Here is a 25,548-nt window from a genome sequence, read left to right on the forward strand (position 1 = left end):
ATGTCAATGTAGTCTCTGTAAAAAGAATTCAATTCTTTAAACGGAAGTGGAAGAATACAAGTAAATTTGAGTGACATGACTTATTTGAGAGCTAGGCCTCCATGCCACAGATAAATTAAAGTCCTTGACCTACTTTAACTTTATTTTCACCTGTACTCCTATAAGCCCATATGATAACCGGAATTAATATCAAAGATAGAATCCCTCCACTTAATGATAAAACGGCATAACTTGATTGAGCCACAACCATTCCGGATAAAGCTCCTCCGGAAGCTCCCGCTAAAGCAATTAAAACGTCTATAGTACCTTGTGTTTTCGCACGTGTTAATGGTTCTGTAGCATCCACTATTTGAGCTGTCCCGCTAATTAACCCTAAGTTCCATCCTAATCCAAGTAACGATAGAGCAACCAATAGAAGAACCATTGAATCACTCGGTGCCATAGCTGCTACCAGCCCAGCTAAAAGAAGGATAATTCCTGAAGCAATTGTCATCGCCGTTCGTCCAATTTTATCAATTAAGACTCCTGTAAATAATGAAGGAAAATACATAGAACCAATATGAAAGCCAATTACAACTCCTACTTCAGTTAGCCCGTGGCCATGATGTCTCATGTGCACAGGTGTCATGGTCATTATAGCAACCATGACAATTTGAGTAAGAACCATAACTGTGGCCCCAACAGCCACTCCTTTTTTGTTGGTTGATTGCTCAGTATTTGTTAAATTTTTTTGAGTATCACGTTCTTGTTTATTCGCTTCTATCGCTCTTGCAATCAGTAACGGATCCGGACGCAGCATAATATAAAATACAAGACCAGCTACTATATATGCAACTGCTGCTAAAATGAAAGGTCCCGCAAGTGCTGGGGCACCAATAGAAAGAGCAAAATCTCCCATTACATCAACTAAATTCGGACCTGCAACAGCTCCAAATGTAGTGAAAACCATGGCCGTACTAACAGCGGTCCCCCGTTGTTTTGCTTTGGCTAAATCTGTTCCTGCATAACGCGCCTGTAGATTAGTAGCTGTTCCTGATCCATAAACGAGGAGCGAAAGAAAAAGAAGAAAAATACTATTAAGGATGGCAGAAAAAATAACACCAATCGCTCCAACTCCCCCTAGAATAAAACCCGTCGTAAGTCCTGCACGACGCCCTTTTTTTTGAGAGAGCTTTCCTACTAACCAAGCAGCTCCTGCAGATCCTAAGGTAAATAGAGCCGTCGGTACTCCTGCATAAGCATCTGTACCAAGCATTTGCTGTGCAATAAGTGCACCGACAGTGACTCCTGCCGCCAATCCTGCACCGCCAAAGATTTGAGAAACACTTACAACAAATAAGGTGCGTTTATATAAAGCTTTTTGTTTCTCTGGTGAATTAACATATTCTTGTAAACAAGTTGAGTGGTTGTCTAGAGCTTTTATATGATCCTCGTTTACCATCATAACCTTCCTTTCAGAAAACTCATTCTATTTTTGAAAATATTCTCACTAGATTTGGATTATCATAACATGGATAAAAAAGCCATACAATATTATAATTGTATGGCAAACAATATTATAAATTTACAATTCGATTTCTGAGAATAGCTTGTTCACGATGATTCTCTACTAAGGGTTCAAATTGATTTGACACAATAATACGTGCTGTTAGCTCTGCTAATAATGGTGAAACTGATATGTTTAAATTATAAAGTGCCTTTGAAATAGGCTCTTTAAATCGACTAGGCGCTGCTACATATGCTAGTCGTAACCCTAGTGCTATTGATTTTGATAAACTCGCAATATAGATGACTTGTTCTGGTGCAACCGATGCCACTGCTGGCATTGGTTGCTCATGATGGAGATGATACGTTGCATCTTCAATAATAAATTGGTTATATTTTTTTACAATCACGGCAAGCCTTTCTCGGTTTTCCACAGACATACAGCAAGCAGTTGGATTATGATAGTCTGGTATCAAGTAAATGCCTTTAATATGGTCATTTTTACATGCATATTCAAAAGCAGTTGGACTCATTTCATAATTCTTTGATTTTATCGGTACTAATTGTATACTAAGCATAGCTGCAACCGTTTTTAAACCTGGATAAGTGTGATGATCAACCCCGATGCGATCTCCAGGCTGACAAAGACTCGCTAGTATTGTAGCAATTGCATTTTGTCCTCCATTTGCAAATAAAATGTGATCAACTGTTGTTTCGAATCCGCCTCTTCTCATCAGCTTTACAGCTGCATCTTTTTGCCAAAGACTTTCACCTGGCCTCCCATAACTAAACCACTTTTCGTAATCAGTCTCTTGTAGCATATCTTTTAGTTGAAGGAGAAGCGGCTCGTATGAATCATTGTCTGGCAGTGTCGCGCCCATTTCAATTAAGTGGCTAGGCTTTATATCTTCGAGTAAATACGCATTCGATAACGCATCATACGATACGAATGTACCGCTTCCAACAGTAGCACTTAATAAACCCTTTAGCTCGCACACTTTAAATGCTTTTGAAATCGTACTCAAATTTAAATCTAAATAATCGGCTAGCTCTCTCTGTGGAGGAAGTTTTGTTCCAAGTAATAAAACTCCCTTGATAATATTCCTGTTCCAATTGTCCTGCAATGGCTTGATAAATAGGCTTTCTTGTTTTATCAACAGATGGTTTCCAGCTCATCGGATAGTTTTCAAACGAATTAATCGGCATAGTATCCATCCTTTTTTCACACAATTATATACTTGTACTGTTTATATCACAATTATCATTATTAATAATTTCCAAGAATCCATGGTTTTTGAGACTTGATTATGATCAATTATTTTAACGATTAAATACACTTGCTCATAATTTTCTACACCTTTTCTCATTTTTCTAAGCCTCTTGTGACTACTACGAAGAAAAATTTTTGTCCTACTGCTAAGAGTTAATAGAGGAGAAGCACATGCTGAAGGTACCAACTCACGCATGTGAAATACCTTAACCTTATCCTAGAGCAGGATCAACAGGGGATGATATTTTTAGAAGCTATCTCCTATTCAATAAAGGAGTCTTTTGTAAAGAGGAAGTCCGTTCTTTCTTAAACTTTTTAAAATTTCTTGACCTTAATAGTGCTTAATGAAAAATATATTTTTCAGTCTAACTACTGATAAATCTATACAAATCTTTACCTACTGTTGTAGATAAACGTTTACAGTTTAACTTGGGTTCCTTTTACTTATTTCTTTTTTTCCATTTTATAACCTGAATGTTAACGCCATGGTCTTCTTGAGTTGATATGGTGAATTCGTCCATTAATTTTTTCACCCCTGATAAACCAACGCCTAACCCTCCTGACGTTGTATAGCCACTTTCTAGCGCTTTTTGAATATGTTTAATGCCTGGTCCTTTATCTATAGCTATTATTTTGAGTCCTATTTCAGGTTGTTTCTCTATTATTTCCATTATAATTTTTCCGGTAGTGGCATATTTATATATATTTCTGGACAATTCTGAAATAGTCGTAATAATTCGGGCTTGATCAAGTGTGCTGAAGCCTAAGCAGTTAGAGAACATTCGCCCTTTCTGACGCGCTTCTACTATATCCACTTCAGTTTGTATCTCAACAGTTAAAGGTTCCTTTCCTTCATCCGATTGAAATAGCATAAGTATCACCACTTTCTTTATTTTAATAGTAGTAAAAAAACAATAGGCCAAAAAGAAAGGTTATATAACCTTTCTTTTTGGCCTACATCTAGTTCAGTGCCTAGCTTATCAGTGCCGTTATGAAGTTGGGTTTAAAATCAGAAGAATTGTACTTTTATCTTTATGAAAGTCCCATGCTACTAGTATATCTGTTACCTTTGAATCTAAAATTACTTCTAATGATTGACTATGTTCATAAAGTAGCCTTTTTTCGAGATTTCTTTTAGCCAATGTAAGGTTTTCTTCAAATCCTAATTGAACTAATTCTTTCTCTATAGTTACCATAATACCTTCCCTGATTATAAGAAGTGTTCTCTGATCTAATAGATAAGAAGAAACATTGTGAGGGAACTTTTCCGCTTTTTGAGTTACTTCCTCAACTTCTTTATGCAGCAATTTCTGATTTCTATAGGAATGATTAGCTATGTTTTCTTTATCAGAATGGATCATGATAAACATCCCAGACTGCAGCTCTAAATTCCAATCATAATAAAATTCTTTAATATCTAAATGTATATTTAATTGTATATATCCTTTTATCTCTTCAATTAAAGTCTCCATTAACAAATCACGTGTTTTTTGAACATAGATAACTTGTCCCTTGTCTAACAAAGCCTTTTCTAAAGGTAATAAAAAGGCTTTAAAATAAACGGTTATAAAAGGAGGAGAAATGACGGTGAATACACCTCCAGGACCTCTTCCAAAGTTTTCACGAAGTAACCTTCCCATATAGCTACTTAATTCTTTTTCCAGTTTCGTTTTATCCATAGATGGTGCACCTAGTTTCTAGTTTCATAAGGTATACTATTCGTGATGTTTTATGAAAAATCCTTCTTCATCATAAGATCATTTTCGGCAATAAGAATTCACTTTTTATAAAGTGTAAACGAGGCATACTAGTATACCTTTAAGAGATTGGTTTCTGTTTAGCTTTGTATTTCCTGTGTTTAAAGATTCTTCTTTCATTTAAAATTACAATTTTACTTCCATAGATAATGGTACTTAAAAGTAGTATATCCTTGCTAATTTCTTCTTTGTATAATTCATTGTCATACTTTTGGTAATCCTGCAACAATCGACGAAGCTCTTTTATAAACAATACAATCTCATGATTATCAGCCATCCCGACCAAATCCTTTCTGTTGGCACATCCTATTTTCAGGTGCTGTTTTAGGGGATTATTCCGTTATAAAAGGACTTACTCTTTTTAGACAACAAAAATAAGCCGAAAAAGAAAAGGTATGTCCTTTGCTTCCTCGGCTTATGTTTGGCACAGTGTGTCCAATTCATTACTGCCTCATTAATTTTTTGGTTTTAGGATAAGCGTAATGATACTATTATCCTTTTCAAAATCCCAATCTACAAAAATATCAAGAATGTCTGCGTTTAATATCTCATCATAGTCATCGTTTTGTCGTAAGATTCCTTTTTCCAAAGGACGTTTAGAGATGCGTAAGGTGTCATCAAAACCCAACGAAATTAGCTGCTTTTCAATAGCCACCAGTATTCCCTCGCGTACGATGACCAATGTACGATCGCTTAATTTATATGAAGAAATTTTTTCAGGTCCTTTTTGGGCAATCTCACTCATCTTTATAATTCGATCATGAATTGCTTGTTTTCCTGGGTAAGGGTCACCCTCAGTCAAATCGGCTTTCAAATCGTCCAGACACACTCCCACAAAAATTCCGGAGTGGTGATCTAAATTCCAATCATAATATAAGTGCTGTATGTCAAGGTCTGTAATCCCTTTAATTTGCCCAGTGATTTGAGGTTCAAGAGTCTTTACTAAAAGCTCTCTTGTAGTCATAACCTGAAGTTCTTCATTTTGGTTTAACAGTACTTGCTCCATAGGTGATACGAAGCCACTGACATAAATAACAACATAAGGTTCATAAATTGTAACATGAACAGCCTCGGGGCCTTTTCCAAAGTTATCTCGTAACAATTTGCCCAAATTATTCGCCAGCTTTGTTTGCTGAGCCTTAATATCCATATTTCTTCATCCTTTATTAAGAAAGAAGCATCATATCCTCTTTCCATCATTTTATTGTATCATTACGAACGAATAATTTAAATATACAGAATAAATAAAAAATAGTTATTACAATATGTTTAACCTAATTATAGATGTTCAAAACCTCTTCTTTCTATTGCTTAGGAATTATTTTGAATGTCACCGGAAAATACGAATCCATTAGATTCGTATTGCTGTTTTCAATAAAGAAATTTATTATACGATGATGAACAAAATTTTTTTATTTCTTAGTAGAAATCTATATATTTCTGAAGGAAAGACCAATTGTTTGTAAAAGAGAATTAAGCTTTGGAAACGTGCAAAAAAGCCAAAGCTTTCTTAAAAAGCATTTGGCTGCTTGCTTATTTCTTTCTTGCTTTACTTAAATAAAAATCTACTCATCATTTAACAGACCTTTATTAAGAAAGAAGGCCGTCCCCCCTGACCGATTTCTTTCTTAATAACCCTCTATTTAAGAGAGTAGCAGCACCGGCAGTACATCGGCGTTTGATGGATTCCTCCATAATTGAACCGGAACTATTTTGTTATAATTTTTTCAGCCTTCTCCCTTTAGCTCTACCAATTTTTTGTTTAATCGCGGAGTGTACATAACTAGGAACCCTGATCGCCCGATAGTATAGATGATGAAAGCCAGCCATAGGCCATGATTATGCCAGATAGGAGTTGCTGTAATCTGTATAATGATATAGACAACCATCGCGTAAATCATAGAATTTCGAACGGGAGCAATTTCAGTTGCTCCTGTAAAAACCCCATAAAGGACAAGGCCAAAACAAGCAACAAAGGGGTAGATGATAAGCCATACTCCATACGTAAGTGAAAGTTCAATCACATCAGGCAAATTTGTAAATAGCCCTACAACCTGCTTTTGAAAAAGTGCATATAAACTAGCTATAATAACAGCTGTTATTATCGACCACTGTCTAGACAAAGTAAGTGTTTTTTTAAATAATTCTTTATCATTTGACCCTACTGCTTTGCCAACTAGGATACTAGAAGCATTAGCAAATCCATCAAAGAAATAAGCCATTATATAGTGAATTTGAAATAATACAGCATTTGCAGCTAGAAATTCTGTGCCAAACGAAGCACCTTTTGCTGTGAACATATTAATAACGACTAATAAACAAATAGTTCGAATAAACAAATCCTTGTTAACATTAAACATCCTCTTCGTAGAATTTGTATCTATAAGTGCCTGAATGGATGGCATTTTCCATTTAAATGGAGATACTTTCAAAATAATGAATAATCCTAATATGAAGGCTGTAACTTCAGCAATCAAGGTTGCTGTAGCAACTCCTTGTACGTCAAAAGAAAAAACATGGACAAAAAGAATAGCTAAAAGCATATTTAAAACATTTGTTAGTATCTGTAAACATAAAGATTCTTTAATCTTAGCCATCCCCATTAACCAACCAAGAATCACATAGTTCATCAGTATAAAGGGTGCTCCCCATATTCTAATTCTAAAATATTCTACTGCAAACCTACTTACATCAGCATCGGGAGAAATCACTAGGAGAGCCGCATGTTCAATCGGCCATTGTAAAAGAATAAAAAGCATCCCTACTATTAAAGCTAATAAAAACGGGCGGGATAAAGCAAGTACTCCCTGATCTGGATCGCTTGCCCCATTTGCTTGTGCAGCAAAGGCGGATGTACTAACTCTTAAAAAGCCAAATACCCAATATAACGTATTAAAAATAAGAGTTCCTACCGCAACTCCTGCAATATAAGCTGGAGCTGAAAGTTGCCCGACAACCGCGGTATCCACCGCACCTAATAAGGGCGTAGTCATCGTTGAGATTGTCAGGGGAATCGCCAAAGTAAGATACGTACGATGATTCATCCAACTGGCCTCCTTCTATCGTTTCGAGTTAAACATAACAGCAATAGCCTCGATTACGTGGATGAAATCGAGGCCTTAAAATGCACGAGTATAGTAATATCTTTAAATTAAATATAATTGCTCTTTGTTCTAATCGAGCGAAAACGTGGATGCTCGGCAAGTATAGAACCTCTCATCTCTTTTACCACAGGATTTTCTGAACTAAAGAACTCATTTTTCGAATTATAATGTTCAATTAATTCTCCTTTTTCTAATACACCTAATGTATCGCTAATCATGCAAGCGGCTTTGATATCATGTGTAATAAAAAAATACGATAAGCCAAAGTCTTCTTTTAACTCTCTTAATAGTTCTAGAATAAGAGTTTGCGTAACCATGTCTAGACTGCTTACAGATTCGTCTAAGACAATGAGCTTCGGCTTAAGAGAGACTGCCCTTGCAATATTGATTCTTTGCAGCTGACCACCACTAAATTGATGTGGATATTTTTTTAAGTCCTTTTCACCGAGTCCTACTTTTTCTAATAATTCAATTACGGTTCGTTTTTGTTCAGCTAATGTTAATTTCTCATAGTTTTCTAACGGCTCTGCAATAATACGTTCAGCGGTCATTCGGGGATTAACTGCTGAGTATGAATCTTGAAAAACAACTTGAAGATCACGCCGAATTTTTTGGCGAGTGTACTTATCTACCGTATAGATATCATGTCCTTGAAAAAGAATCTGTCCATGCTTTGGCTTTTCCAAACCAAGGATTACTTTTCCTAACGTACTTTTACCGGCTCCACTCGTACCCAACATTCCTAAACATGTCCCTTCTTCAATAGAGAAGGAGATATCAGAAAGTACTTTCTTAGAACGATTTTGCCATTTGAAAAAAGTTCGATTTCCGTAGCTATGAGTGACTTCATTTACTTGTAATAAACTCACTTGTTCACCTCTTATAAAATGCTTTCCACATATCAAATTAAGTTGGTCATAGGTTCTTCTAAATATAATGATGGTCTTGCATTTAACAGCTTCTTTGTATACTCATGCTTGGGTGAATCAAACAGCTGAAATACACCTGCTTTTTCTACTATTTTTCCATGCTGCATAACGGCTACTTCATCTGCCATTTCAGAGACAACTCCTAGATCGTGTGATATTAATAAAATTGCTGAACCATATTCGGAACGAATTTTATCCAAATGACGTAGTACATTCTTCTGATTATTTACATCTAACGCGGTGGTCGGTTCATCAGCGATAATAACAGCTGGATGCAAGCTTGCTGCAATAGCAATCATTACTCGTTGAAGCATACCCCCACTTAGTTGAAAAGGATAGTATTTCAAAAGCTTGCCAGGGTCAGGTAAGTTTACTTGTTTCATTGACTCAATAGCAAGCTCTGTTGCCTGTTTTTTATTCAAGCTCGTATGAGAGCGAATAGTCTCAACAAATTGGTGCCCAATAGTAAAAACTGGTGTAAAAGCATTCATCGGGTTTTGCATAATAAACGCTATGTCCTTGCCACGAATCTTACGCATTTCTTTCTCAGCTAAACCGTTTAATTCTTGCCCTTTTAGCATTATGCTCCCTTCAATTGTTGTTTCCTTACGATTAAGGAGCTGAAGAATAGACATACTTGTGACGGTTTTACCACAACCGCTTTCACCAATAAGACCAAGAATCTCCCCAGGCTTCAGTTCAAAATTGATATCTTGAACGAGAGTTGTAATACCGTTTTTTGCTTTTATTTGAACATGTAAATCTCTAACTTGTAATACTTTTGACTTGTCTGTTCCCAACTTTCTTCATTCCTTTTTAAAATCGACGTTTGACACCGTAACGCTCTGATAATGCTTCGCCTAATAGATTGAATGTAACAATAACAAGCATAATAGACAAACCTGGATAAAGCATCAGTTCCGGATTCGTCCGAATATATGATTTTCCTTCGTGAATCATTGCTCCCCATTCAGGTGTAGGAGACTGAACGCCTAATCCCAGAAAAGACATAGCAGATATATCCATGATTGCCCAGCCCATTTCCAGTGTACCCATTACGACAAGCGGGGGTAACACATTGGGGATAATATGATTTTTAATGATCTTCCATTGAGAAGAACCACTGATCTTCGCAGCAGGGATAAAGTTCTGCTCTTTCAAACTAAGGGCCATTCCTCGGAACATTCTCGCGTAATAAACCCATTGTACAAGCATCAGCGCTAAGATTACTTGTGACAGTCCAGGACCAAATATACCAACCAATCCTAATACAAGAATAAGGCTTGGAAAAGCCATAACAGCATCGCAAAATCTCATTAAAACATGATCGACCCAGCCACCTTTATAACCTGAAAAAGTTCCAATAATTAAACCAATGGCTAATGATGAAATGAAAATAAGTATAGCAAAACCTAATGAGATGCGTGCTCCATATAAAATACGTGACAAGTTACATCTTCCTAAATGATCGGTTCCTAATGGGAAATTCCAGCTTGGAGGCTGCAATTTATAAGCCAAATTGACGGCAACGGGATCATTTGGTGTAATCCAAGGGGCCAAAATGGCGATGATAAAAAGAATACCTAATATCGTTGAACATATGGGAATTACTTTTTCATTTTTAAATATCGTACGTATACTTGTTATCATCGATGTTGCCCTTCTTCCCTGGAAATACGTGGGTCGATATACATTTGAACTATATCTACAATTAAGTTACTCAAAATAAATAAACTAGCCGCTATTAGTACATAGCATTGTATAACAGGTATATCACGATTAAAAATAGCTTCAATGAAATAACGTCCAAATCCAGGCCAAGAAAAAACCGATTCAACGATAATTGTGCCCGTAAGTAATTTCCCAAGATTCATTCCAAGCCCAGTTATCATTGGAGAAATAGCAATTCTCAGCACATGCTTTGTCATAATCGTTTTTTCTTTAAGTCCTCTAGTTCGAGCAAATAGCACATATGGTTGCTGCAAGTTTTCAAGAACACTGGCACGTAATAATCTTGTATACATTGCTATTAAAGGAAGAGCTAGCGTAATGGAAGGCAGTACAAGATGCTGCCATGTCCCAATCCCTTCAACTGGAAAAAGGTTAAGCTTAACAGAAAAGAAAAAGACCAATATATAGCCCAGCCAAAAACTTGGAATAGATGCACCAAAAAAGGAAAGTAAACGACTAAAATGATCAATAGCGCTACCTTTCTTTACTCCCGCCAGAAATCCAAGAGGCACGCTGACGAACACGGCTATTAATATACTTACTATAGCTAGTTGGATGGTCGCTGGTATTCGATATATAACCTCATCCCAAACCGGCTTATTCGAAACATAAGATATGCCAAAATCAAGTTGGCATATCTTCATAATAGAGTTTGCATATTGAATAAAGAATGGTTGATCTAAACCAAACTCATGTCTTTTTTGAGCTAAAATCTCATCAGTCGGCTGGATATGGGCTGCTGTTAAATAAGCTTCAGCTGGATCCACCGATGAAAGGTGAACCATTCCAGTCGTGAGAAGTGTGGCCAAAAGAAAAACTGGAATGATGGACATAATTCGTTTCAGTATATAATTGCCCATGAAAACCTCCTGCTAGTTACTGTTTGATGCTAATTCCTGTGAATGGATTCTCGTCACGATTAGCAGGGAAATTAAAATTCGTTACATTCTTTTGATAAATGGCTGTTTTCTTCATATACGAAATAGGAATAATAGCTCCTTGGTCTTGTATTGACTTTAAAATAGATGAATAGAGCTGTTGGCGCTCTTTTTCATCTGTTGTTTGAGGAACCTTCGCCATTTGTTTAATTAATTCATCTTTATTTGGATATGCTGAAATAGCTTCATTAAACCCATACCCTTTTGATGAGACAATGTTTAAAAATGTATGAGGATCATAAGGAGCACCAAAATTACTATAGAAATTAATATCAAATTTATTATCTTTAAATCTTTGAACTTGGTCTGGTAGTTCAACTCCCTCAATGTTTAATTTCACACCAATTGCCGCCCATTCAGATTGAAGAGTTTCGGCCATTGCTTTTTGAATTGATTCTGCTGAATCATACATTAGGTCAATTTCAAGTAACTTTCCATCTTTTTCACGAACTGTTTTTCCTTTAGGGAGTTTCCATCCTGCTTTGTCTAATAGTGCCTTTGCTTTTTCTACATTATACTTTACCAACTTCACATCAACATCTTTCGTGTAAGGTAAATTTGCAGGTAAGATATGGTCTGCTTTTTCTTCTAAACCTGAAGTCACTCCTTTAACCAAAGCTTCTTTATTAAAACCATAATGAAGGGCTTGTCTTACACGTTCATCTGAAAGCTGTTCTGTTTTTGTATTCATAACAAGCTGTCTTGTGGCAATTGGTTCAGAAACCCTAGTTTCATATTTTCCAGTAGACTTTAATTGCTTAAACGTGTCTAGACTGACAACTCCTTCTCCATAAATCATGTCCAAATCACCTTTTTCAAATGCGAGTACTCTCGTTTCCGCATCTGGAATAACTTTCACTTTGATTTTTTCTACTTTTGGAATCTCTCCCCAATAATTTTCATTTCGTTTATAAATAGCATATTCGTCTGCTTTATACTTTTCTAAAATCCATGGACCTGTACCTACCGGTTTAACGATACCTTTTGAAGTATCACCATCTTTAGGAAAACCAGCTTCACCCAAGAAACGAACTGGTCGAACTACAGCTAGCTCTTGAATTGTTGGGTAATATGGTTCAGTCAATGTTAATTTAAAAGTATTTTTATCCACTACTTCTGTTTGAGCTATTTTTGTAATGAAACCCAACCAACTATGTAATTCTTTATTATTCAAAATAGTGTCAAAATTCTTTTTAACAATTTCTGCATTAAAATCTGTTCCATCGGAAAATTTTACACCTTCACGCAAATGAAACGTGTATACTTTACCATCCTCAGAGATTTCCCATGACTTAGCTAGATTTGGTTTTATCTTACCGCCGGCTTGATAGCTTACTAACGGTTCATATACCATAGATTGAGCAAATAATTGTGAAGGATTGTAGACATGTGGATTCATTTCTCCTACATCTCTCGGCCAAGCAATCGTAAGCATGTTATCATGATTGCCTTTCGATGTTGATTCCTCATTATTAGCGTTTGAACAACCAACTAATAATGTCGACAAAATTAAAATAAACATAAAAGCTAACTTAATTTTCAGACTAATTTTACCCTTAGACATAACGTTGTCTCCTCCTACTTGATGTTGATAATCGTTTTCAATTGTAAGCAGGATTGGCATTCTTGTCAATGTAATATTAAAAACTTTATTTTCAATATTGTTATCCCGTTTGTGAAAGTAACTTTCTAATAAAATAAGCTAATCCTTATTTATATGTATGATATAAACTTAATTATTGCTTAATATATAGAATTAATGCTATATCTTCTTTGTGTAAATAGATATTTCCTACTTTTTTTGGAATTTACTGCTTTTTTATTTACGTTTGTTTGTATAAAAAGGTGTAGATCTTTAAATTGTCTGCTTTAGATATTCTCAATTATGGCTTATGTATTATGCCCTCTTTTAACATATTATATTGGGGTAAAATTCCTTTTATCACCCACTTTGTTTATACAGGTTTGTTGTTGAAAACCTTGTTTTTGACAAATAATATATTTACTTTGACTTAAATGATGGGAAAATATGAAGATTTTCGGAATAAATATATTGGTTCTTTTATTGACAACTGCAAACCTCCTATAATGGATGGTTTGTTAGATTAGAGCGTAGATTCATTTTTGAGGGAATGAGTTATAGCATGTAGTCAAATTATTGTTGGGGAAATATAGCTTTATCTTTTAATTGATGTATCGCAGGGACATACTAAAAAATGAGGTGATACTATGGAAATAAATCGAGCTAAGCAAATTCTTTCTTCACCCAAGGAAATTGATGTTCATTACCACGGAGTTCCTATTTGGATTAAAAGTGTAGATGAAACATCAAGTATGGCTACCGTTCATGCGAGAGGAACACATGATGAAGACCGTATGGTTCCAGTCCTTGATTTAGAAGAAAAATAAAAAGTCAGAAAGGAAGAATGTGGAATTTTCACATTCTTTTCTTCCATCTTCAAATAGAACCGAATAACTGATACCATATTTCTCTAAGCTTTATTTATAAGAAAAAAGAGGTGCAGCATGAAAGAGAAAAAAGAACCACAATTCAGAAGTGGCGAGATAGAAAATGCGGAACTAAAAGGCTATTATGGAATGGATCCTGAAACTAGCCTTCAATCTGTTAATTTTGCTACGACAGAGAACCTATACTTAAATGAACATTACCAGGAAGATTCTAAAGAAAATGAATAAAGAGGGAAGAGAATAACTGATCTTTATTTCTTTAGTTATACATTTTTAATAAGTTGTCAATAAAGGGGTTGTAGATACCATATTTCAATCTTGGCTTATTCTTACTTCTGCAAAGATATTACCTAACACATAACGAATATAAAGAGCCAATTGCTTTACGCAAGTGGCTCTTTGCTACGTTAATTGAATACACTTGAATCCCTAATAAATAATGGCAGATAGCAATCTATAAGTGATTTAGATTATTCTTTAACTAATTTAACAAGCATATGAGCAAGATGATGTTGTTCTTCCTCATTTCCAACTTTCCATAACTCATGTAACAAGTATTGCTCTTCATTTTGTGGCTCCTCATGCGTTGCGAGATAATCAGCTGTTTTTTTAGCTGCTAGAGCTAATTGATTATCATTTAACCCTAGTTTCTCACCTTTTGTGACTTTATCTCCTAAGTAACTTTTAAATTCGTTAAAACTAGAAAGGATGTTGTCTTTCTTCTCTTGACTCATTTCATTTAGTTTACCCTCTACTTTATTTTCAACGGTTTCAGTATTATTGTTCATTTTTCATTCTTCTTCCAATTAAGTATTAATGTTCTTATATGGTAAATCCCCCATTTACAAGTATGTAAACATTTCGTAGCCTACTCATATATTAAGTAGAATAGTTAACGGGCTTCAAAATAGTGAACACTTCTTTTTTGACGAGTTTGAATAGAAGATATTAGATATTAAAAAAGAAAAACTCCCCTAGTGCGTTAAAGGAGTTTTTCTTTTTTTTTTAATATTAAGGGTGTAATTGCTTGTTACTTACATATCATTTAATATTTTTGTAGATATTTATTATAACCTATCAAATGATTTCGAGAAAGTAAAAAATGAAAGCGATTACTTTAAATTTAAAATAATAAATGAAACATAACTGTTTTTTATGAGATGTATTTTGGTTTTGAAAAAATACAGAGCTTAAGCTTAAATGCTCTAAAGTTTCTCTTATATATTAATATATAAGAAACTTTTATTCTTTATCGTTTCGTGGCACAGCATTAGAAACCATAGAAGTATCTCCAGTATAATATTTATGCGGATAAGGATCAGAAGACTTAGCAGGCTTTGTTACAAACTCTTTCTCAAGATCATCTAATTTGGTTTCATCTGTATTGTTCTCTGATACCTGTTCTAAATTATTTGATTGATTATCGCCCATATGAAATTCCTCCTTTTAATTAAACAATGCTCATTGCTCATTAAGGATACATTTTTTAATAACCTGGATATAAATACTGTTTTTATTCTATACTTTCCCGTGCTTTTTCTTCATTTAGTATATATTTGAAATAAATATTTATTACTTTTTTTGAAATTGTGAACGATTTATTTATACCTTTAAAATTCATTATGTTAATTAAGAAAGTATGTTATATTCACTTCAAAAAGCAGAGACCGATTGGCCCTGCTTGTTATTTGACTATCACTTTCCCCACCATTCCACTATTAAAATGATACCTACATATCAGTTCATATGTACCGGGGTTTTGTGGTTTCACGGTAATGGTTTTTTCTTTTCCAGGCTGGACTTCAGCGTCAATTCCGAGTTTTTCTACTGTGAAGGTATGCTCTTTCTGACCTTCATTTTTCAATATCAATGTTGTCGTTTTTCCACTCGGGATAGTGATGGTTTCTGGATTAAAGTAATCATCGTTCAACTGAACCTCTATGGCTTTCTGTCTTACCACGTCGGATTCGGCCAAAACGCCGAGTGATCCTGAAGTCATCACACCGATAACCATCGCACACAAAACGACTAATCCCATTAACCACTTTTTCATAGACATTTGCATTCACTCCTTTCATAAGCCATATTCTTTTCCAATTCATAAAATAATATCACTATTTTTTTGTGAATGAAGTATTATTTTTCCTTAATTTCAATTTCTGGAAAGCACAAATAGTTATGAACGTTGAGAGAAGCGTGAGTGCTAAGAGAAGAAAATAGCAGGCGTAATTAGGAATGGATAATTTTTATAAAAAGAGCCTCTCAATTAGGTCTCTTAGTTAAATTACCTAACTTTATAAAATAGTATTGATACTAATAGAACAGTTACAATCATATTCTTATAAAAGAAAACAATAAAAAGGAGTGTCAAGTTAGTTGATAAAAGCTAAGGTTAGTTTACGGCCTATTGTTAGTAAGATAAATTTACCTACCGTGTTGAAAACAGCTATACTTCCTGGTGACTCATTTGAAAGCTTATTTATTGCAGCCCAAGTAGGAGAGATCTTTCACATAAGAGACGAAGCTATACAGACTTTTTTAGATATTCGCTCACGAATCATAAAATTAGGTACGTCTGAACCAGGTGTTTCTCGCGGAGGATATGATGAACGAGGATTGCTAGGGCTAGCGTTTCATCCAGAATTTTATTATAACGGTCTGTTTTATCTTCATTACTCAGTAGCTGGAACACAAGGCCCAGGTGCACTTTCCGAACATTATAGGCCTAACCCGTGTGATCCTAAAACTTCAAACTTAAGGTGGTTAAATAGAGAAACTAACTATGATCATATTGATACAGTGGAAGAATGGGTTTTCCAACCAAATGCTCAGCCTCAAAAAAGACGGACGTTACTTAACTTAAGAAGACCATTTTTTAATCATAATGGTGTCAACAGCTTAAACTTTTCACCTGAAACTGGAAAACTTATCTTAACAATCGGAGATGGTGGATCAGGCTATGACCCCTTTAACTTAAGTCAGGATGATATGGAAATTTACGGGAAAATAATTGAAATTGATGTAGGTAAGAATACATTTATCCATAATCCACCCGTAGTCACACGTTTTAGTGAACTCCCCTCACCTATTCAGGAAACTCTTACGCTCATTGCTAAGGGTGTTCGCAATATAACGGGCATTTCATTTCAAAAATTTTATAATCAGTACATCAAATATGTGGGAAATGTTGGACAAGACGTGGTAGAGTCGATTTTTTCATTTGTTCATTATAAGCCAATACCTGTTCCTCAACTTGTTCAAGCTTCTTTAATGAGAGCTAAACCCAGTCAAGAAGGATTTATTAACCTTGGCTGGCGGGGATGGGAAGGAGATTTTCCAACTTCGTTTATAAAAAGGTGTTCTGAAAATCCGGCCTTGGATGAGAAAATAATTGCTTATTACAATGAAGCGGTAAAAACTTCAGTGAGACGTCTTCAGCCTTTAACTAGTTATTTTCACAAAGATCCCCGCCCCAATAAATTTGGAGGGACCTCCCTTACAGGAGTTCAGCCATATATGGGGAATAAAATCCCTAGCTTAACAGGAAGCGTTATGTTTACGGATATTGCACAGGTTAAAGAATCTCAATCCCCAGTTAGAGGAGTTTTAGCTTATACCAAGGCAGGTACAGATTGTAAGCTAAATGATTTTAGTGTTGTGGAAATTGATTATAATTTTGGTTCCCAATCAGCTTACTACGTTAGTTTGGGAACGAACCTGGATCAAACCAGGCTTTATTTAGGAGTTTATGGCTCTATGAAAGTGTCTGACTTTAATCAAGGTACTGTTTTTGAAATTGTTCCATGATTTATATTTATAAAATTCGACTGGGTATTGATTTTCTCCCAAAAATTATAGCTTAATTTTTTCACCAGCTATTTTGTAAGAATGAGCAAATGAACTTTCTAGAAAATAAAAAAGCCTTTAATCAATAAAGCCCATAAAAGATTCATTTTATGGGCTACAGTACATACCTTTAGAAAGATAAAGAAATTTATCTTAACGGATATGACCTATTCCTGTAAAAGTAAATGCGACTTATTAGTCCTCCCTCTTAATTTCTTTATATATTACATGTAAGAGTTGACATATCAGGCAATGATCTAAATCTCTTACAATGTAAAAACAGTTAACCGAGGTGAAATTCATGTACTTTTTAAAGTCTCTTTCAAATGAAGTAAACTCTGCGCGGCTTTTTTTTAATAGACTATCTAAAACTAAGCAGCTTGTATCAGGCGCTCTTTTCGCCAGCTTAGCAGCCTTTTTTCAATCAGCAGGAGGTTTCTTACCAGGAATAGGAATTTTTATTAGTCCATTCTCTACTGCACCCATTCTTTTTTGTTTTACACTTTCGCTCCCTTTAGGATTTATTACCTATATACTAACGAATCTGCTTCTTCTGATTACCCAGCCAAGTGAACTTATTATTTTTCCTTTTACCACAGGAATATTGGGAATGGGCATAGGAGCTGCTTTTTACTTTTTTAAAAAGAGATTGTACATTATTATAAGTGGGGCCACCCTATTAACTGTTGGGATTATTACCCTATTGTACAGTTTCAAATTCCCAGTACTAGGTCCCGTGATTTCTAAAAATTTTTCTCTTTCTACTACTGGTTTAATTTTTGTATTTACTTTCCTTTATAGTTGGATTTGGGTTGAACTCAGCTTAGCTTATTTTAAAAAATTAAAAACCTTTATTTCCTAGTGAATCTACAAATTAATCCCTTAACAGAGATAACTCGTTAAAATAATGGAGAAATCCCAATCAGCTTTTTAGAAGAACGTCAATTAGGACAATCTCATCTAAACTTTGTAAGGCTCTTTTCATTATATTTTCAAATTCAACTAAACTATTTGCCTGTTCCCCTTTAATTCCAAAGCTTTTTGCCAGTTGAACAAAATCTGGGTTTGTAAAAGTTACTCCATAGCTCTTACCAAACTTTTTGTTCATCATTTCCTGCTCTATTTTTAATGTAGAGTCGTTTAAAACAATAATGATGAATGAAAGCCCTAAGCGCTTTGCCGTCTCTATTTCAGCAAAATTCATTAAAGCTCCTCCATCTCCAGTAATACAAATAGCTGGATCATTAGGGCAGGCTAGTTTAGCTCCAATTGAGCCTGGTAGAGCAATACCCATGGAAGCTAGACCATTTGATATAATGAGCCTGTTAGGGTTTTTAGGTTGATAAGTTCGGGCTACAGATACTTTATGAGCTCCCACATCTGAAATCACAATTGTTTTCTCTGAAGAGAGCTTGTCAATAATATGCAAGATATTCTCGATTGTCAAAGGCAGCAAATTGCTATCTATCTCTTTCTCTTCAATGTGATAAGATTGCTTAATTTGTTCCTGGAGATTACCAGAGGGAATCCATGGTTTAGAAGGAATATCAAGCTGATTGAATACTCGTAAAGTTTGCTTTATATCTCCAACCAATTCGACCTCTATAGGGTAATATTCATCTACTTCTGCGGGTAAAGTATCTATATGTAAAATTGGTGTTTTTTCCGTGTTCCATTCTTTGGGTAACCTTTCGACAAAATCAAACCCAATTACAATAAGTAGATCAGCTTCCTTTAAGCCTGCGAGCACTTCATCTTTTTCATTAAATCCAAACGTAAAGAAGTTTTGTGGATGATCTTTAGACAATACACCTTTAGCCATATAACTATGGGTAACCGGTGATTGAAGGCGTTCAATAAATGGTTGAAGCTCATCCACGGCTCCCTGTCTAACAGCGCCGTTACCGATAATAACAAAAGGTTTCTTATACTGCTTAATAAGAGTATTGGCAGCCTGAATGGACTCCAATATAGGTATGCTTACGGGTATAGATGTAGGTAAAATAGGTTTAATGGGAACGATTTGAGTTGCTAAGTCTTCTGGCAATTCTACTACTACGGGTCCTGGCTTTTCCATTTGTGCAATTTTAAATGCTTTTCGAATAATCTCAGGAAGCGTTTGTGCATCTTTTATCTGAACACCCCACTTCGTTGCCGGTTCCACCATTTTGATAATGTCCATATACTGATGCGAATCTTTATGCTGCCTTCCCAAAGCAGCTTGTCCTGTTAAAGCAACAACAGGGGAATGGTCTAGCTTTGCGCTAGATATACCTGTCAATAAATTAGTAGCTCCAGGGCCTAATGTTGATAAGCATACCCCTACTTTGTTTGTTAACCTTCCGTATACATCTGCCATAAAAGCAGCTCCTTGCTCATGCCTCACATTCACGAATTGAATCTGTTTAGAGTTGGATAAAGAATCAACAAAATCCAATGTCTCTTTACCAGGTATTGCGAAAATATATTCAACTCCCTCATTTTCTAAACATTGAACAAGTGTGTCGGTCACTTTCATATTGTTCGACCTCTCTTTAGATAGTATTGTGACAAGCTTATGTGAAAGGAATAGCTCATTAATCTTTATCTCATTTTTTTAGTTTTAACTCGCAAAAATCCCAAATATATGCAAGGAAATCCTATTCACTAACTATTGTTTATAGTGTTGCCATTAGGTTCTTATGTTAAATACATTTTTTAGAGAATGTATAAATAATTGGATGAGTCAAAAAAATTGGAATGAAATTAAACCTCAATGACTGTTTCTTTGTTAGTGAACAAAAAAAGGCTCCCTCAAAAGCTGAAGCCTTTTAAATTAAGTCATTAAGATTTGTAAAGAGGAAACATCAATGTATTATTTTTGTGTTTGAAGATTCTTTTCAAACATATCGATAATATGAAGGAACCTTTCAGCCTCTCGAAAAACATGATCAGCTAAAAGAGGATGAATAATACTTTTAATTCTACATTCCTCAATTAAATCTCTTGCTGTTTTTTTAAAGTCTCTAAGGGAAGCCACGGAAACACGATTCTGATCAAGAAATTGATCCAAAAGAGGTACCGTTTGAGATTGAGGCTTCATAGACTCTAAATCTCTTGCTTGAAAAACTAATTGATCAAAATCGTGACTGAAGTTTCTCGCCATATCTACAAGTTTTCTTTCTGATGGATCAAGAAGATGGCCTATAAATTGGGCATGATCAGCCATAATTCTTAAAAAGAAGACATTTTCCTTTATAATTGCATCAGCTAGCGGCTTCAATTTCCCTTCGTTTAATTCAATTAATCGTTTTCTAAAATAGTTGGCTTCTCTACTAGTATGATCAACCAAAAGAGGAAAGTTATTTGAGCCCGGTAGTTGACAGGTTAAGATTAAACCTAAAATTTTTCTCTTAAATGCAAATATACCTGTGGCTGCTTGTTGGACTTCCGAATTAAATCTTCTCATTTGCTCCGGATCTGTTTGATTAGTAAATGAATGAGAGCGTTGTTCAATATCTTCAAACAAACGATAAAATTGATTCGCTTCCTGTATTAATTGTGTATCCTCACATCTAAAACCTAATCGAAGAAACAATGAGTGTTCCTTCATAATCCTTGACCAAAAACGAATTTCATCTAAGGATTGTGCAACAAATGCATTAGTCATTATTAATCCTCCTATAATTGTAAATTAGTTTCATTCTAAGTTATTCTGTTTTATGTCTGGACATGCTTAAGCTCACATAAAAATTGGTTTTACTATATTTTTGAGGAATGGAATAAAAGATTTTGATTTTAGCCCTTCTCTCACAAAAAGAACAGGTACATGTAGAGTAGGGAATCTTCTTTACATGGGGGGTTTTAAGACCAATAAGTCCCTCCTTCACATGCTGATTACATACCATTAGCATATGCTTCACATTTTTCACCTCTTTTTCTTCTAGAGTTTTATATAAACATATGAGACAAGCAATAATATTTATGAATGTATAAATACAAGAGCCTAAAATTTCGAATTCTCTACTATCACCTTATAGAAAGGTATCCTCTGTAACCCTTCATCCGTGTGAGCTGATTGGGAGTGTGGTAGTACTCTATAAAGAATTATTATTAGAAAATAACATTTTGAGGAATGTAAAAAATGCCATATACAAATAATAAGACGGATCATTTAAATTGGAAGGAGCAGCTTTTATGAAAAAATTGTTAGGGATGGGACTTATTTTGTTATTTTCGCTAAACATGCTGGTTGACCCAAGTAGTACTCGTGCTCAAACACAAGAACATCGTGTTAGTCAATCTCAGGTAAAGTTTGAAAATGAATTCAGAAGTCTTTGGATGGATCATGTATTGTGGACAAGCAATTATATTACAAGTGCAACAACAGCAGGATCAGAAGACCAAAAACAGGTGTTGGCAAGGTTATTAAAAAATCAAGAAGATATCGGGAATGCTGTGAAGCCGATATACGGAGAGAAAGCTGGGAATAAACTTACGGATTTGCTCAAGGAACATATTGTGATTGCTGGCAAGATTGTAGATGCGGCTAAAACGGGAAAGAAAGCCTTGGTGAATCAATTAAACAAAGAATGGTATAGAAATGCTGATGATATAGCAGCGTTCCTTAGCCAGGCCAACCCTTATTTAAAAAATGAAGATTTGAAAAAATTACTGTATATGCATCTAAAATTAGTGACAAATGATTTATCTGCAAGCTTAGAAAAAGATTGGGAGGCAAGAATCGTTGCAATTGATGAAGGAGTCTCACATATTTTCTTAATGGCAGATACTATATCTGCAGGAGTTGTGAAGCAGTTTCCAAAGAAATTTAATAAATAATTTTAATAATATCCAGTATTATTTGAAATTTCTTCATAAAACACTGCACCTGTAAGGGCTCTTTTACTTGATGACTCTAAGAAACCTTATGTTTACTAAAAAGGTAAACGTAGATATTCTGCATAAAGCGTCATAACCAAAGGTTTATTAAATTTAAACACTGGGTATTATCAAATCAAGACGATGTGTTAAAAGTACCGCCCGTGCCTAGGGTGTGTCCTTCTCTATTCTATAAAAAATGGCGCCTAAAACGGCGTCATTTTTTATTTGGAAACAAGTTTACGGATTTTAGTGCGAAGATTGTATTTATATGAAAAAAGTATATAGATTCCTATCTAATAGAATGTATTTTTACGCCACTATTCAAAATTTTTTTGAGTGAACTTCCTTTTCTTTAGGAAAGACCGGTTCCATTGTGCTCTCTCATCTAATTTAGGTTCATATTTATGAATACAATGCCCTTAATAATTGTGTGAACAGTGGCTAATACTCGACTTCTATCATTTCCATGTTTAGAAGATCACTTATAAATATTTTGAAGGTTTTGCACCAGAACCTCATTATGATGTATATAGTCATACCCTTATTACATTTTAATGGAATGAGTGATGATAAAGAAAGTTAAAAAGATCAAATTAATTTAAGTTTAAGATGTCTCTATTGGGATAATATAATAAATAGGCTAGATTTAATGATAATCTGGTTTATTTTCTATATTTTAGGAGGAAACAAAAAATGGAACACGGTAAAGTGAAATGGTTTAATGCTGACAAAGGTTTTGGATTTATTGAGCGCGAAGGTGGAGAAGATGTATTTGTTCACTTCTCAGCTATTCAAGGTGAAGGTTTTAAATCCTTGGATGAAGGTCAAGAAGTGACTTTTGATATCGAACAGGGACAACGTGGACCACAAGCGACAAACGTAAATAAAGCATAAGAAACCATACTAAAAAACAGACTCTATTTTCAGAGTCTGTTTTTACTTAAAAAGATTTTTATATCAACACTTATTCATCAATAATTATAGTTCACGTTTTTTTAACTCTTCTTCAAAGAAAAAGGTACTTGGGTATTTGTCGACTGTATAAGAGTATCTTTTCATGTTTTTTACATAATGACTTTTTAAGATTGTCACTAATTCATTTGATACTCTTATATTTACTATTTCTCCATTACTAAATATTTTCTCACTCATAGCCCTTATCCTTTCTCGCATCAAAAATAATCAGGGATTATTTTCTATATGTTTTTTTACGGCCTACTGTTTCTTTTCTCCCTCTATTTCTCTTACGCTCTGTTTTTGCCTTTTTATTACGAAGTGGTGCCACTTCAGTCAATTGGACAGAGGTCATATTTGATTCTTTTGTTAAGAGCTTTAAAGTGGCTGACAGTAAAGAAACAGAATCCACTTCTTCTAATAGCTTTTCCGCCATTGGCTTATATTCCACAAACTCCCCTTTGTCGATAGCGGTCAAAACCTGGTGAATGATTGCTTCCTGATGCCCTGCCATTACCTCACTAGAAGTAGGAGGTGATTGTCTAGACATTTTGGTTTTCGTGACATCTTCAATCACTTTTAAATGATTACGTTCTCTTGGAGTTATAAAGGTAACTGCCAATCCCTTAGTACCTGCCCGTCCTGTTCGGCCAATACGATGAACATAGCTTTCAGGGTCCTGAGGAATATCAAAATTATAGACATGGCTAACACCTGTAATATCAAGTCCTCTTGCTGCAACGTCGGTTGCAACCATAATCTCAATCGTATGATTCTTGAATTGACGAATTACATCGGCACGTTTGGATTGTGTAAGATCTCCATGAATGCCTTCTGCTGCATACCCACGCTTTTTTAGTCCTTCAGCAAGTTCATCCACACGTTTTTTTGTGCGTCCAAACACAATAGCAAGGTCTGGTGATTGAAGGTCTACAAGATTACAAAGAACATCAAATTTTCGATTCTCTGGAATTTCCATATATTGCTGCTCAATGTTCTTTACCGTTAACTCCTTCGCTTTTACTTTTACGAGTTCAGGATCGTTCATAAATTTCTGGGCTAGACTTTGTACTTGCTTCGACATAGTTGCTGAAAATAGTAAAGTTTGATGGGGAGAAGAGATGCCACCAAGAATCGATTGGATATCTTCAATAAAGCCCATATTTAACATCTCATCTGCTTCATCCAGAACAGCTGTACGAATATGATTTAAACGAATGGTTCTTCGCTTCATATGGTCCTTAAGGCGTCCTGGGGTTGCCGAGATAATATGCGGTCTGTTTTTAAGGGCTTTAATCTGACGATTAATATCCTGGCCTCCATAAATGGGTAGCGTTTTAACTCCTTTTACCTGTCCAATTCGATTTAACTCCTCTGCTACTTGAATAGCCAGTTCACGTGTCGGTGCTAAGACTATTCCCTGAATCCCTTCTTCACCAAGCTCAACCCGCTCTATAAGGGGAATGCCAAAAGCTGTTGTCTTTCCAGTACCGGTTTGAGCTTGTCCAATTAGATCTTTACCCGCCATAGCTATCGGAATAGCTTCAGCCTGAATCGGCGTAGCCTCTTCAAAACCCAAGTTATGAACTGCCTTTTCAATGTCCTTGCTTAAATTAAAATCAGAAAATTTTTTCATTTTTTCGTGCTCCTTCTCTTACTTAAATTCAGAAATGAGAAAAGTACTCTTTAACGAGAGATATTATTTATTCATTTCTGCGTAATGGAAATCCGTGTTATTATTCACGAACATCTTATTTTAGCGTATCTATACAAGGCGAATTCATGCCTTATTTTATCCGCTCTTCCGTGTATTTATAAATTTTTATAGGATCTATAAAGTGTGGTTTAATTTAGAAAGATATGGTTCTCACTATTTCTTTTTTAAAAGGTATACTATTTAGGAGGAGGGATGATGTAGTTATGTATTATAACCATAGGAAAAAAAATCAAGAGCCCTTACCTAAAGAACAAATAGAGATTTGGGAATGTGAATCAGAAGAATGTAATGGTTGGATGAGAAAAAATTTCTCTTATCAAAAACAGCAAAAGTGTCCTTTATGTGGCCATAAAATGAGAACAGGAGAACGGCTTTTAGATGCGTCTCCTAATCCCCATCAAAAATAATTCATGTCCGTCTGTTGTATAAATCTATAAAAAAATTACGGCACTTCTTTAACTGAAAGTAAACTTCTTACCAAACAA

General features: G+C 35.0%; 24 protein-coding genes and 1 pseudogene. 7 read left to right on the forward strand and 18 right to left on the reverse strand.

Translation table 11 applies throughout. The features are described 5' to 3' along the window. Positions 1-115: 115 nt before the first annotated feature. The 12 genes and pseudogenes from AC4NPH_RS06420 to nikA form a co-directional block, all read right to left on the reverse strand. The gene (locus AC4NPH_RS06420) at positions 116-1,444 is read right to left on the reverse strand and encodes an MFS transporter (RefSeq protein ID WP_234014906.1); all 1,329 of its coding nucleotides are present in this window, start codon (positions 1,442-1,444) and stop codon (positions 116-118) included. Positions 1,445-1,562: 118 nt separating this feature from the next. After that, positions 1,563-2,691: pseudogene (locus AC4NPH_RS06425) on the reverse strand (aminotransferase-like domain-containing protein); the annotation flags it as partial. A 504-nt stretch (positions 2,692-3,195) separates the two neighbouring features. Further along, positions 3,196-3,627, reverse strand: a complete 432-nt coding sequence (locus AC4NPH_RS06430; protein WP_013056429.1) for an anti-sigma regulatory factor — start codon at positions 3,625-3,627, stop codon at positions 3,196-3,198. 117 nt (positions 3,628-3,744) lie between these two features. Then, positions 3,745-4,434, reverse strand: a complete 690-nt coding sequence (locus tag AC4NPH_RS06435; protein ID WP_013056428.1) for a Na-translocating system protein MpsC family protein — start codon at positions 4,432-4,434, stop codon at positions 3,745-3,747. Between the two features lie 139 nt (positions 4,435-4,573). Continuing rightward, positions 4,574-4,789, reverse strand: a complete 216-nt coding sequence (locus AC4NPH_RS06440) for a hypothetical protein (protein ID WP_041816524.1) — start codon at positions 4,787-4,789, stop codon at positions 4,574-4,576. Positions 4,790-4,966: 177 nt separating this feature from the next. Then, positions 4,967-5,662 carry a Na-translocating system protein MpsC family protein gene (locus AC4NPH_RS06445; protein WP_014460656.1) on the reverse strand — a complete coding sequence of 232 codons (696 nt, stop codon included), beginning with the start codon at positions 5,660-5,662 and terminating at the stop codon, positions 4,967-4,969. A gap of 577 nt (positions 5,663-6,239) precedes the next feature. Beyond that, positions 6,240-7,556 (reverse strand): MATE family efflux transporter, encoded by a 1,317-nt coding sequence (locus tag AC4NPH_RS06450; RefSeq protein WP_013056426.1) that lies wholly within the window; start codon positions 7,554-7,556, stop codon positions 6,240-6,242. 107 nt (positions 7,557-7,663) lie between these two features. Next, entirely contained in the window at positions 7,664-8,485 is an 822-nt protein-coding gene (gene nikE / locus AC4NPH_RS06455; protein WP_013056425.1) for a nickel import ATP-binding protein NikE, read from the reverse strand. A gap of 32 nt (positions 8,486-8,517) precedes the next feature. Beyond that, positions 8,518-9,345 carry a nickel import ATP-binding protein NikD gene (gene nikD / locus AC4NPH_RS06460; protein ID WP_053487098.1) on the reverse strand — a complete coding sequence of 276 codons (828 nt, stop codon included), beginning with the start codon at positions 9,343-9,345 and terminating at the stop codon, positions 8,518-8,520. A 16-nt stretch (positions 9,346-9,361) separates the two neighbouring features. Beyond that, entirely contained in the window at positions 9,362-10,195 is an 834-nt protein-coding gene (nikC, locus tag AC4NPH_RS06465; protein WP_013056423.1) for a nickel ABC transporter permease subunit NikC, read from the reverse strand. Then, positions 10,192-11,136, reverse strand: coding sequence for a nickel ABC transporter permease subunit NikB (nikB, locus tag AC4NPH_RS06470; RefSeq protein WP_180896083.1), 945 nt, complete (start codon positions 11,134-11,136; stop codon positions 10,192-10,194). Before nikB ends, nikC begins: the two co-directional genes overlap by 4 nt. A gap of 16 nt (positions 11,137-11,152) precedes the next feature. After that, complete coding sequence (gene nikA / locus AC4NPH_RS06475; protein ID WP_098239465.1) at positions 11,153-12,778, reverse strand: nickel ABC transporter substrate-binding protein; 1,626 nt, start codon at positions 12,776-12,778, stop codon at positions 11,153-11,155. Between the two features lie 665 nt (positions 12,779-13,443). Between nikA and AC4NPH_RS06480 the strand changes: the two genes are divergently transcribed. Both AC4NPH_RS06480 and AC4NPH_RS06485 read left to right on the forward strand, forming a co-directional pair. After that, positions 13,444-13,623: an H-type small acid-soluble spore protein gene (locus AC4NPH_RS06480; RefSeq protein ID WP_013056420.1), complete on the forward strand. Its 180-nt coding sequence runs from the start codon at positions 13,444-13,446 to the stop codon at positions 13,621-13,623. 117 nt (positions 13,624-13,740) lie between these two features. Then, a complete protein-coding gene (locus AC4NPH_RS06485) occupies positions 13,741-13,911 on the forward strand; it encodes a hypothetical protein (protein ID WP_176533035.1) in 171 nt (56 codons plus the stop codon). Positions 13,912-14,153: 242 nt separating this feature from the next. Here the strand turns inward: AC4NPH_RS06485 and AC4NPH_RS06490 are convergent, their stop codons facing one another. The 3 genes from AC4NPH_RS06490 to AC4NPH_RS06500 form a co-directional block, all read right to left on the reverse strand. Continuing rightward, on the reverse strand, positions 14,154-14,471 hold the full coding sequence (locus AC4NPH_RS06490) for a DUF3243 domain-containing protein (protein WP_491938665.1): 318 nt from the start codon (positions 14,469-14,471) through the stop codon (positions 14,154-14,156). A gap of 454 nt (positions 14,472-14,925) precedes the next feature. Beyond that, complete coding sequence (locus AC4NPH_RS06495; RefSeq protein WP_013056416.1) at positions 14,926-15,114, reverse strand: hypothetical protein; 189 nt, start codon at positions 15,112-15,114, stop codon at positions 14,926-14,928. Between the two features lie 253 nt (positions 15,115-15,367). Continuing rightward, positions 15,368-15,742 (reverse strand): cupredoxin domain-containing protein, encoded by a 375-nt coding sequence (locus AC4NPH_RS06500; protein ID WP_013056415.1) that lies wholly within the window; start codon positions 15,740-15,742, stop codon positions 15,368-15,370. A gap of 317 nt (positions 15,743-16,059) precedes the next feature. Between AC4NPH_RS06500 and AC4NPH_RS06505 the strand changes: the two genes are divergently transcribed. Together AC4NPH_RS06505 and AC4NPH_RS06510 are read left to right on the forward strand one after the other, a co-directional pair. Further along, positions 16,060-17,490 (forward strand): PQQ-dependent sugar dehydrogenase, encoded by a 1,431-nt coding sequence (locus AC4NPH_RS06505; protein WP_180896084.1) that lies wholly within the window; start codon positions 16,060-16,062, stop codon positions 17,488-17,490. A gap of 340 nt (positions 17,491-17,830) precedes the next feature. Then, positions 17,831-18,391, forward strand: coding sequence for a hypothetical protein (locus tag AC4NPH_RS06510; protein ID WP_013056413.1), 561 nt, complete (start codon positions 17,831-17,833; stop codon positions 18,389-18,391). A 60-nt stretch (positions 18,392-18,451) separates the two neighbouring features. On the opposite strand, the gene AC4NPH_RS06515 is transcribed toward AC4NPH_RS06510, so the two are convergent. Next, the gene (locus AC4NPH_RS06515) at positions 18,452-20,047 is read right to left on the reverse strand and encodes an acetolactate synthase large subunit (RefSeq protein ID WP_013056412.1); all 1,596 of its coding nucleotides are present in this window, start codon (positions 20,045-20,047) and stop codon (positions 18,452-18,454) included. Between the two features lie 336 nt (positions 20,048-20,383). Then, positions 20,384-21,178 (reverse strand): DUF2935 domain-containing protein, encoded by a 795-nt coding sequence (locus AC4NPH_RS06520; protein ID WP_013056411.1) that lies wholly within the window; start codon positions 21,176-21,178, stop codon positions 20,384-20,386. Between the two features lie 527 nt (positions 21,179-21,705). Between AC4NPH_RS06520 and AC4NPH_RS06525 the strand changes: the two genes are divergently transcribed. Together AC4NPH_RS06525 and AC4NPH_RS06530 are read left to right on the forward strand one after the other, a co-directional pair. Further along, positions 21,706-22,350 (forward strand): glycosyltransferase, encoded by a 645-nt coding sequence (locus tag AC4NPH_RS06525; protein ID WP_491938666.1) that lies wholly within the window; start codon positions 21,706-21,708, stop codon positions 22,348-22,350. 735 nt (positions 22,351-23,085) lie between these two features. After that, on the forward strand, positions 23,086-23,286 hold the full coding sequence (locus AC4NPH_RS06530) for a cold-shock protein (RefSeq protein ID WP_013056409.1): 201 nt from the start codon (positions 23,086-23,088) through the stop codon (positions 23,284-23,286). 295 nt (positions 23,287-23,581) lie between these two features. Here the strand turns inward: AC4NPH_RS06530 and cshA are convergent, their stop codons facing one another. After that, the gene (cshA, locus tag AC4NPH_RS06535; RefSeq protein ID WP_053487093.1) at positions 23,582-24,982 is read right to left on the reverse strand and encodes a degradosome RNA helicase CshA; all 1,401 of its coding nucleotides are present in this window, start codon (positions 24,980-24,982) and stop codon (positions 23,582-23,584) included. A gap of 284 nt (positions 24,983-25,266) precedes the next feature. Between cshA and AC4NPH_RS06540 the strand changes: the two genes are divergently transcribed. Next, the gene (locus AC4NPH_RS06540) at positions 25,267-25,470 is read left to right on the forward strand and encodes a cold-shock protein (RefSeq protein WP_013056406.1); all 204 of its coding nucleotides are present in this window, start codon (positions 25,267-25,269) and stop codon (positions 25,468-25,470) included. The last annotated feature ends 78 nt before the right edge of the window (positions 25,471-25,548 follow it).

Source organism: Priestia sp. MDV22-iso46, from assembly GCF_058629175.1.

Bases quoted from the DNA above. Each gene is read 5' to 3' on its own strand.
- AC4NPH_RS06420 (WP_234014906.1), bottom strand. From the start codon at position 1,444: ATGATGGTAAACGAGGATCATATAAAAGCTCTAGACAACCACTCAACT.
- AC4NPH_RS06430 (WP_013056429.1), bottom strand. From the start codon at position 3,627: ATGCTATTTCAATCGGATGAAGGAAAGGAACCTTTAACTGTTGAGATA.
- AC4NPH_RS06435 (WP_013056428.1), bottom strand. From the start codon at position 4,434: ATGGATAAAACGAAACTGGAAAAAGAATTAAGTAGCTATATGGGAAGG.
- AC4NPH_RS06440 (WP_041816524.1), bottom strand. From the start codon at position 4,789: ATGGCTGATAATCATGAGATTGTATTGTTTATAAAAGAGCTTCGTCGA.
- AC4NPH_RS06445 (WP_014460656.1), bottom strand. From the start codon at position 5,662: ATGGATATTAAGGCTCAGCAAACAAAGCTGGCGAATAATTTGGGCAAA.
- AC4NPH_RS06450 (WP_013056426.1), bottom strand. From the start codon at position 7,556: ATGAATCATCGTACGTATCTTACTTTGGCGATTCCCCTGACAATCTCA.
- nikC (WP_013056423.1), bottom strand. From the start codon at position 10,195: ATGATAACAAGTATACGTACGATATTTAAAAATGAAAAAGTAATTCCC.
- nikB (WP_180896083.1), bottom strand. From the start codon at position 11,136: ATGGGCAATTATATACTGAAACGAATTATGTCCATCATTCCAGTTTTT.
- nikA (WP_098239465.1), bottom strand. From the start codon at position 12,778: ATGTCTAAGGGTAAAATTAGTCTGAAAATTAAGTTAGCTTTTATGTTT.
- AC4NPH_RS06480 (WP_013056420.1), top strand. From the start codon at position 13,444: ATGGAAATAAATCGAGCTAAGCAAATTCTTTCTTCACCCAAGGAAATT.
- AC4NPH_RS06485 (WP_176533035.1), top strand. From the start codon at position 13,741: ATGAAAGAGAAAAAAGAACCACAATTCAGAAGTGGCGAGATAGAAAAT.
- AC4NPH_RS06490 (WP_491938665.1), bottom strand. From the start codon at position 14,471: ATGAACAATAATACTGAAACCGTTGAAAATAAAGTAGAGGGTAAACTA.
- AC4NPH_RS06495 (WP_013056416.1), bottom strand. From the start codon at position 15,114: ATGGGCGATAATCAATCAAATAATTTAGAACAGGTATCAGAGAACAAT.
- AC4NPH_RS06500 (WP_013056415.1), bottom strand. From the start codon at position 15,742: ATGTCTATGAAAAAGTGGTTAATGGGATTAGTCGTTTTGTGTGCGATG.
- AC4NPH_RS06510 (WP_013056413.1), top strand. From the start codon at position 17,831: ATGTACTTTTTAAAGTCTCTTTCAAATGAAGTAAACTCTGCGCGGCTT.
- AC4NPH_RS06515 (WP_013056412.1), bottom strand. From the start codon at position 20,047: ATGAAAGTGACCGACACACTTGTTCAATGTTTAGAAAATGAGGGAGTT.
- AC4NPH_RS06520 (WP_013056411.1), bottom strand. From the start codon at position 21,178: ATGACTAATGCATTTGTTGCACAATCCTTAGATGAAATTCGTTTTTGG.
- AC4NPH_RS06525 (WP_491938666.1), top strand. From the start codon at position 21,706: ATGAAAAAATTGTTAGGGATGGGACTTATTTTGTTATTTTCGCTAAAC.
- AC4NPH_RS06530 (WP_013056409.1), top strand. From the start codon at position 23,086: ATGGAACACGGTAAAGTGAAATGGTTTAATGCTGACAAAGGTTTTGGA.
- cshA (WP_053487093.1), bottom strand. From the start codon at position 24,982: ATGAAAAAATTTTCTGATTTTAATTTAAGCAAGGACATTGAAAAGGCA.
- AC4NPH_RS06540 (WP_013056406.1), top strand. From the start codon at position 25,267: ATGTATTATAACCATAGGAAAAAAAATCAAGAGCCCTTACCTAAAGAA.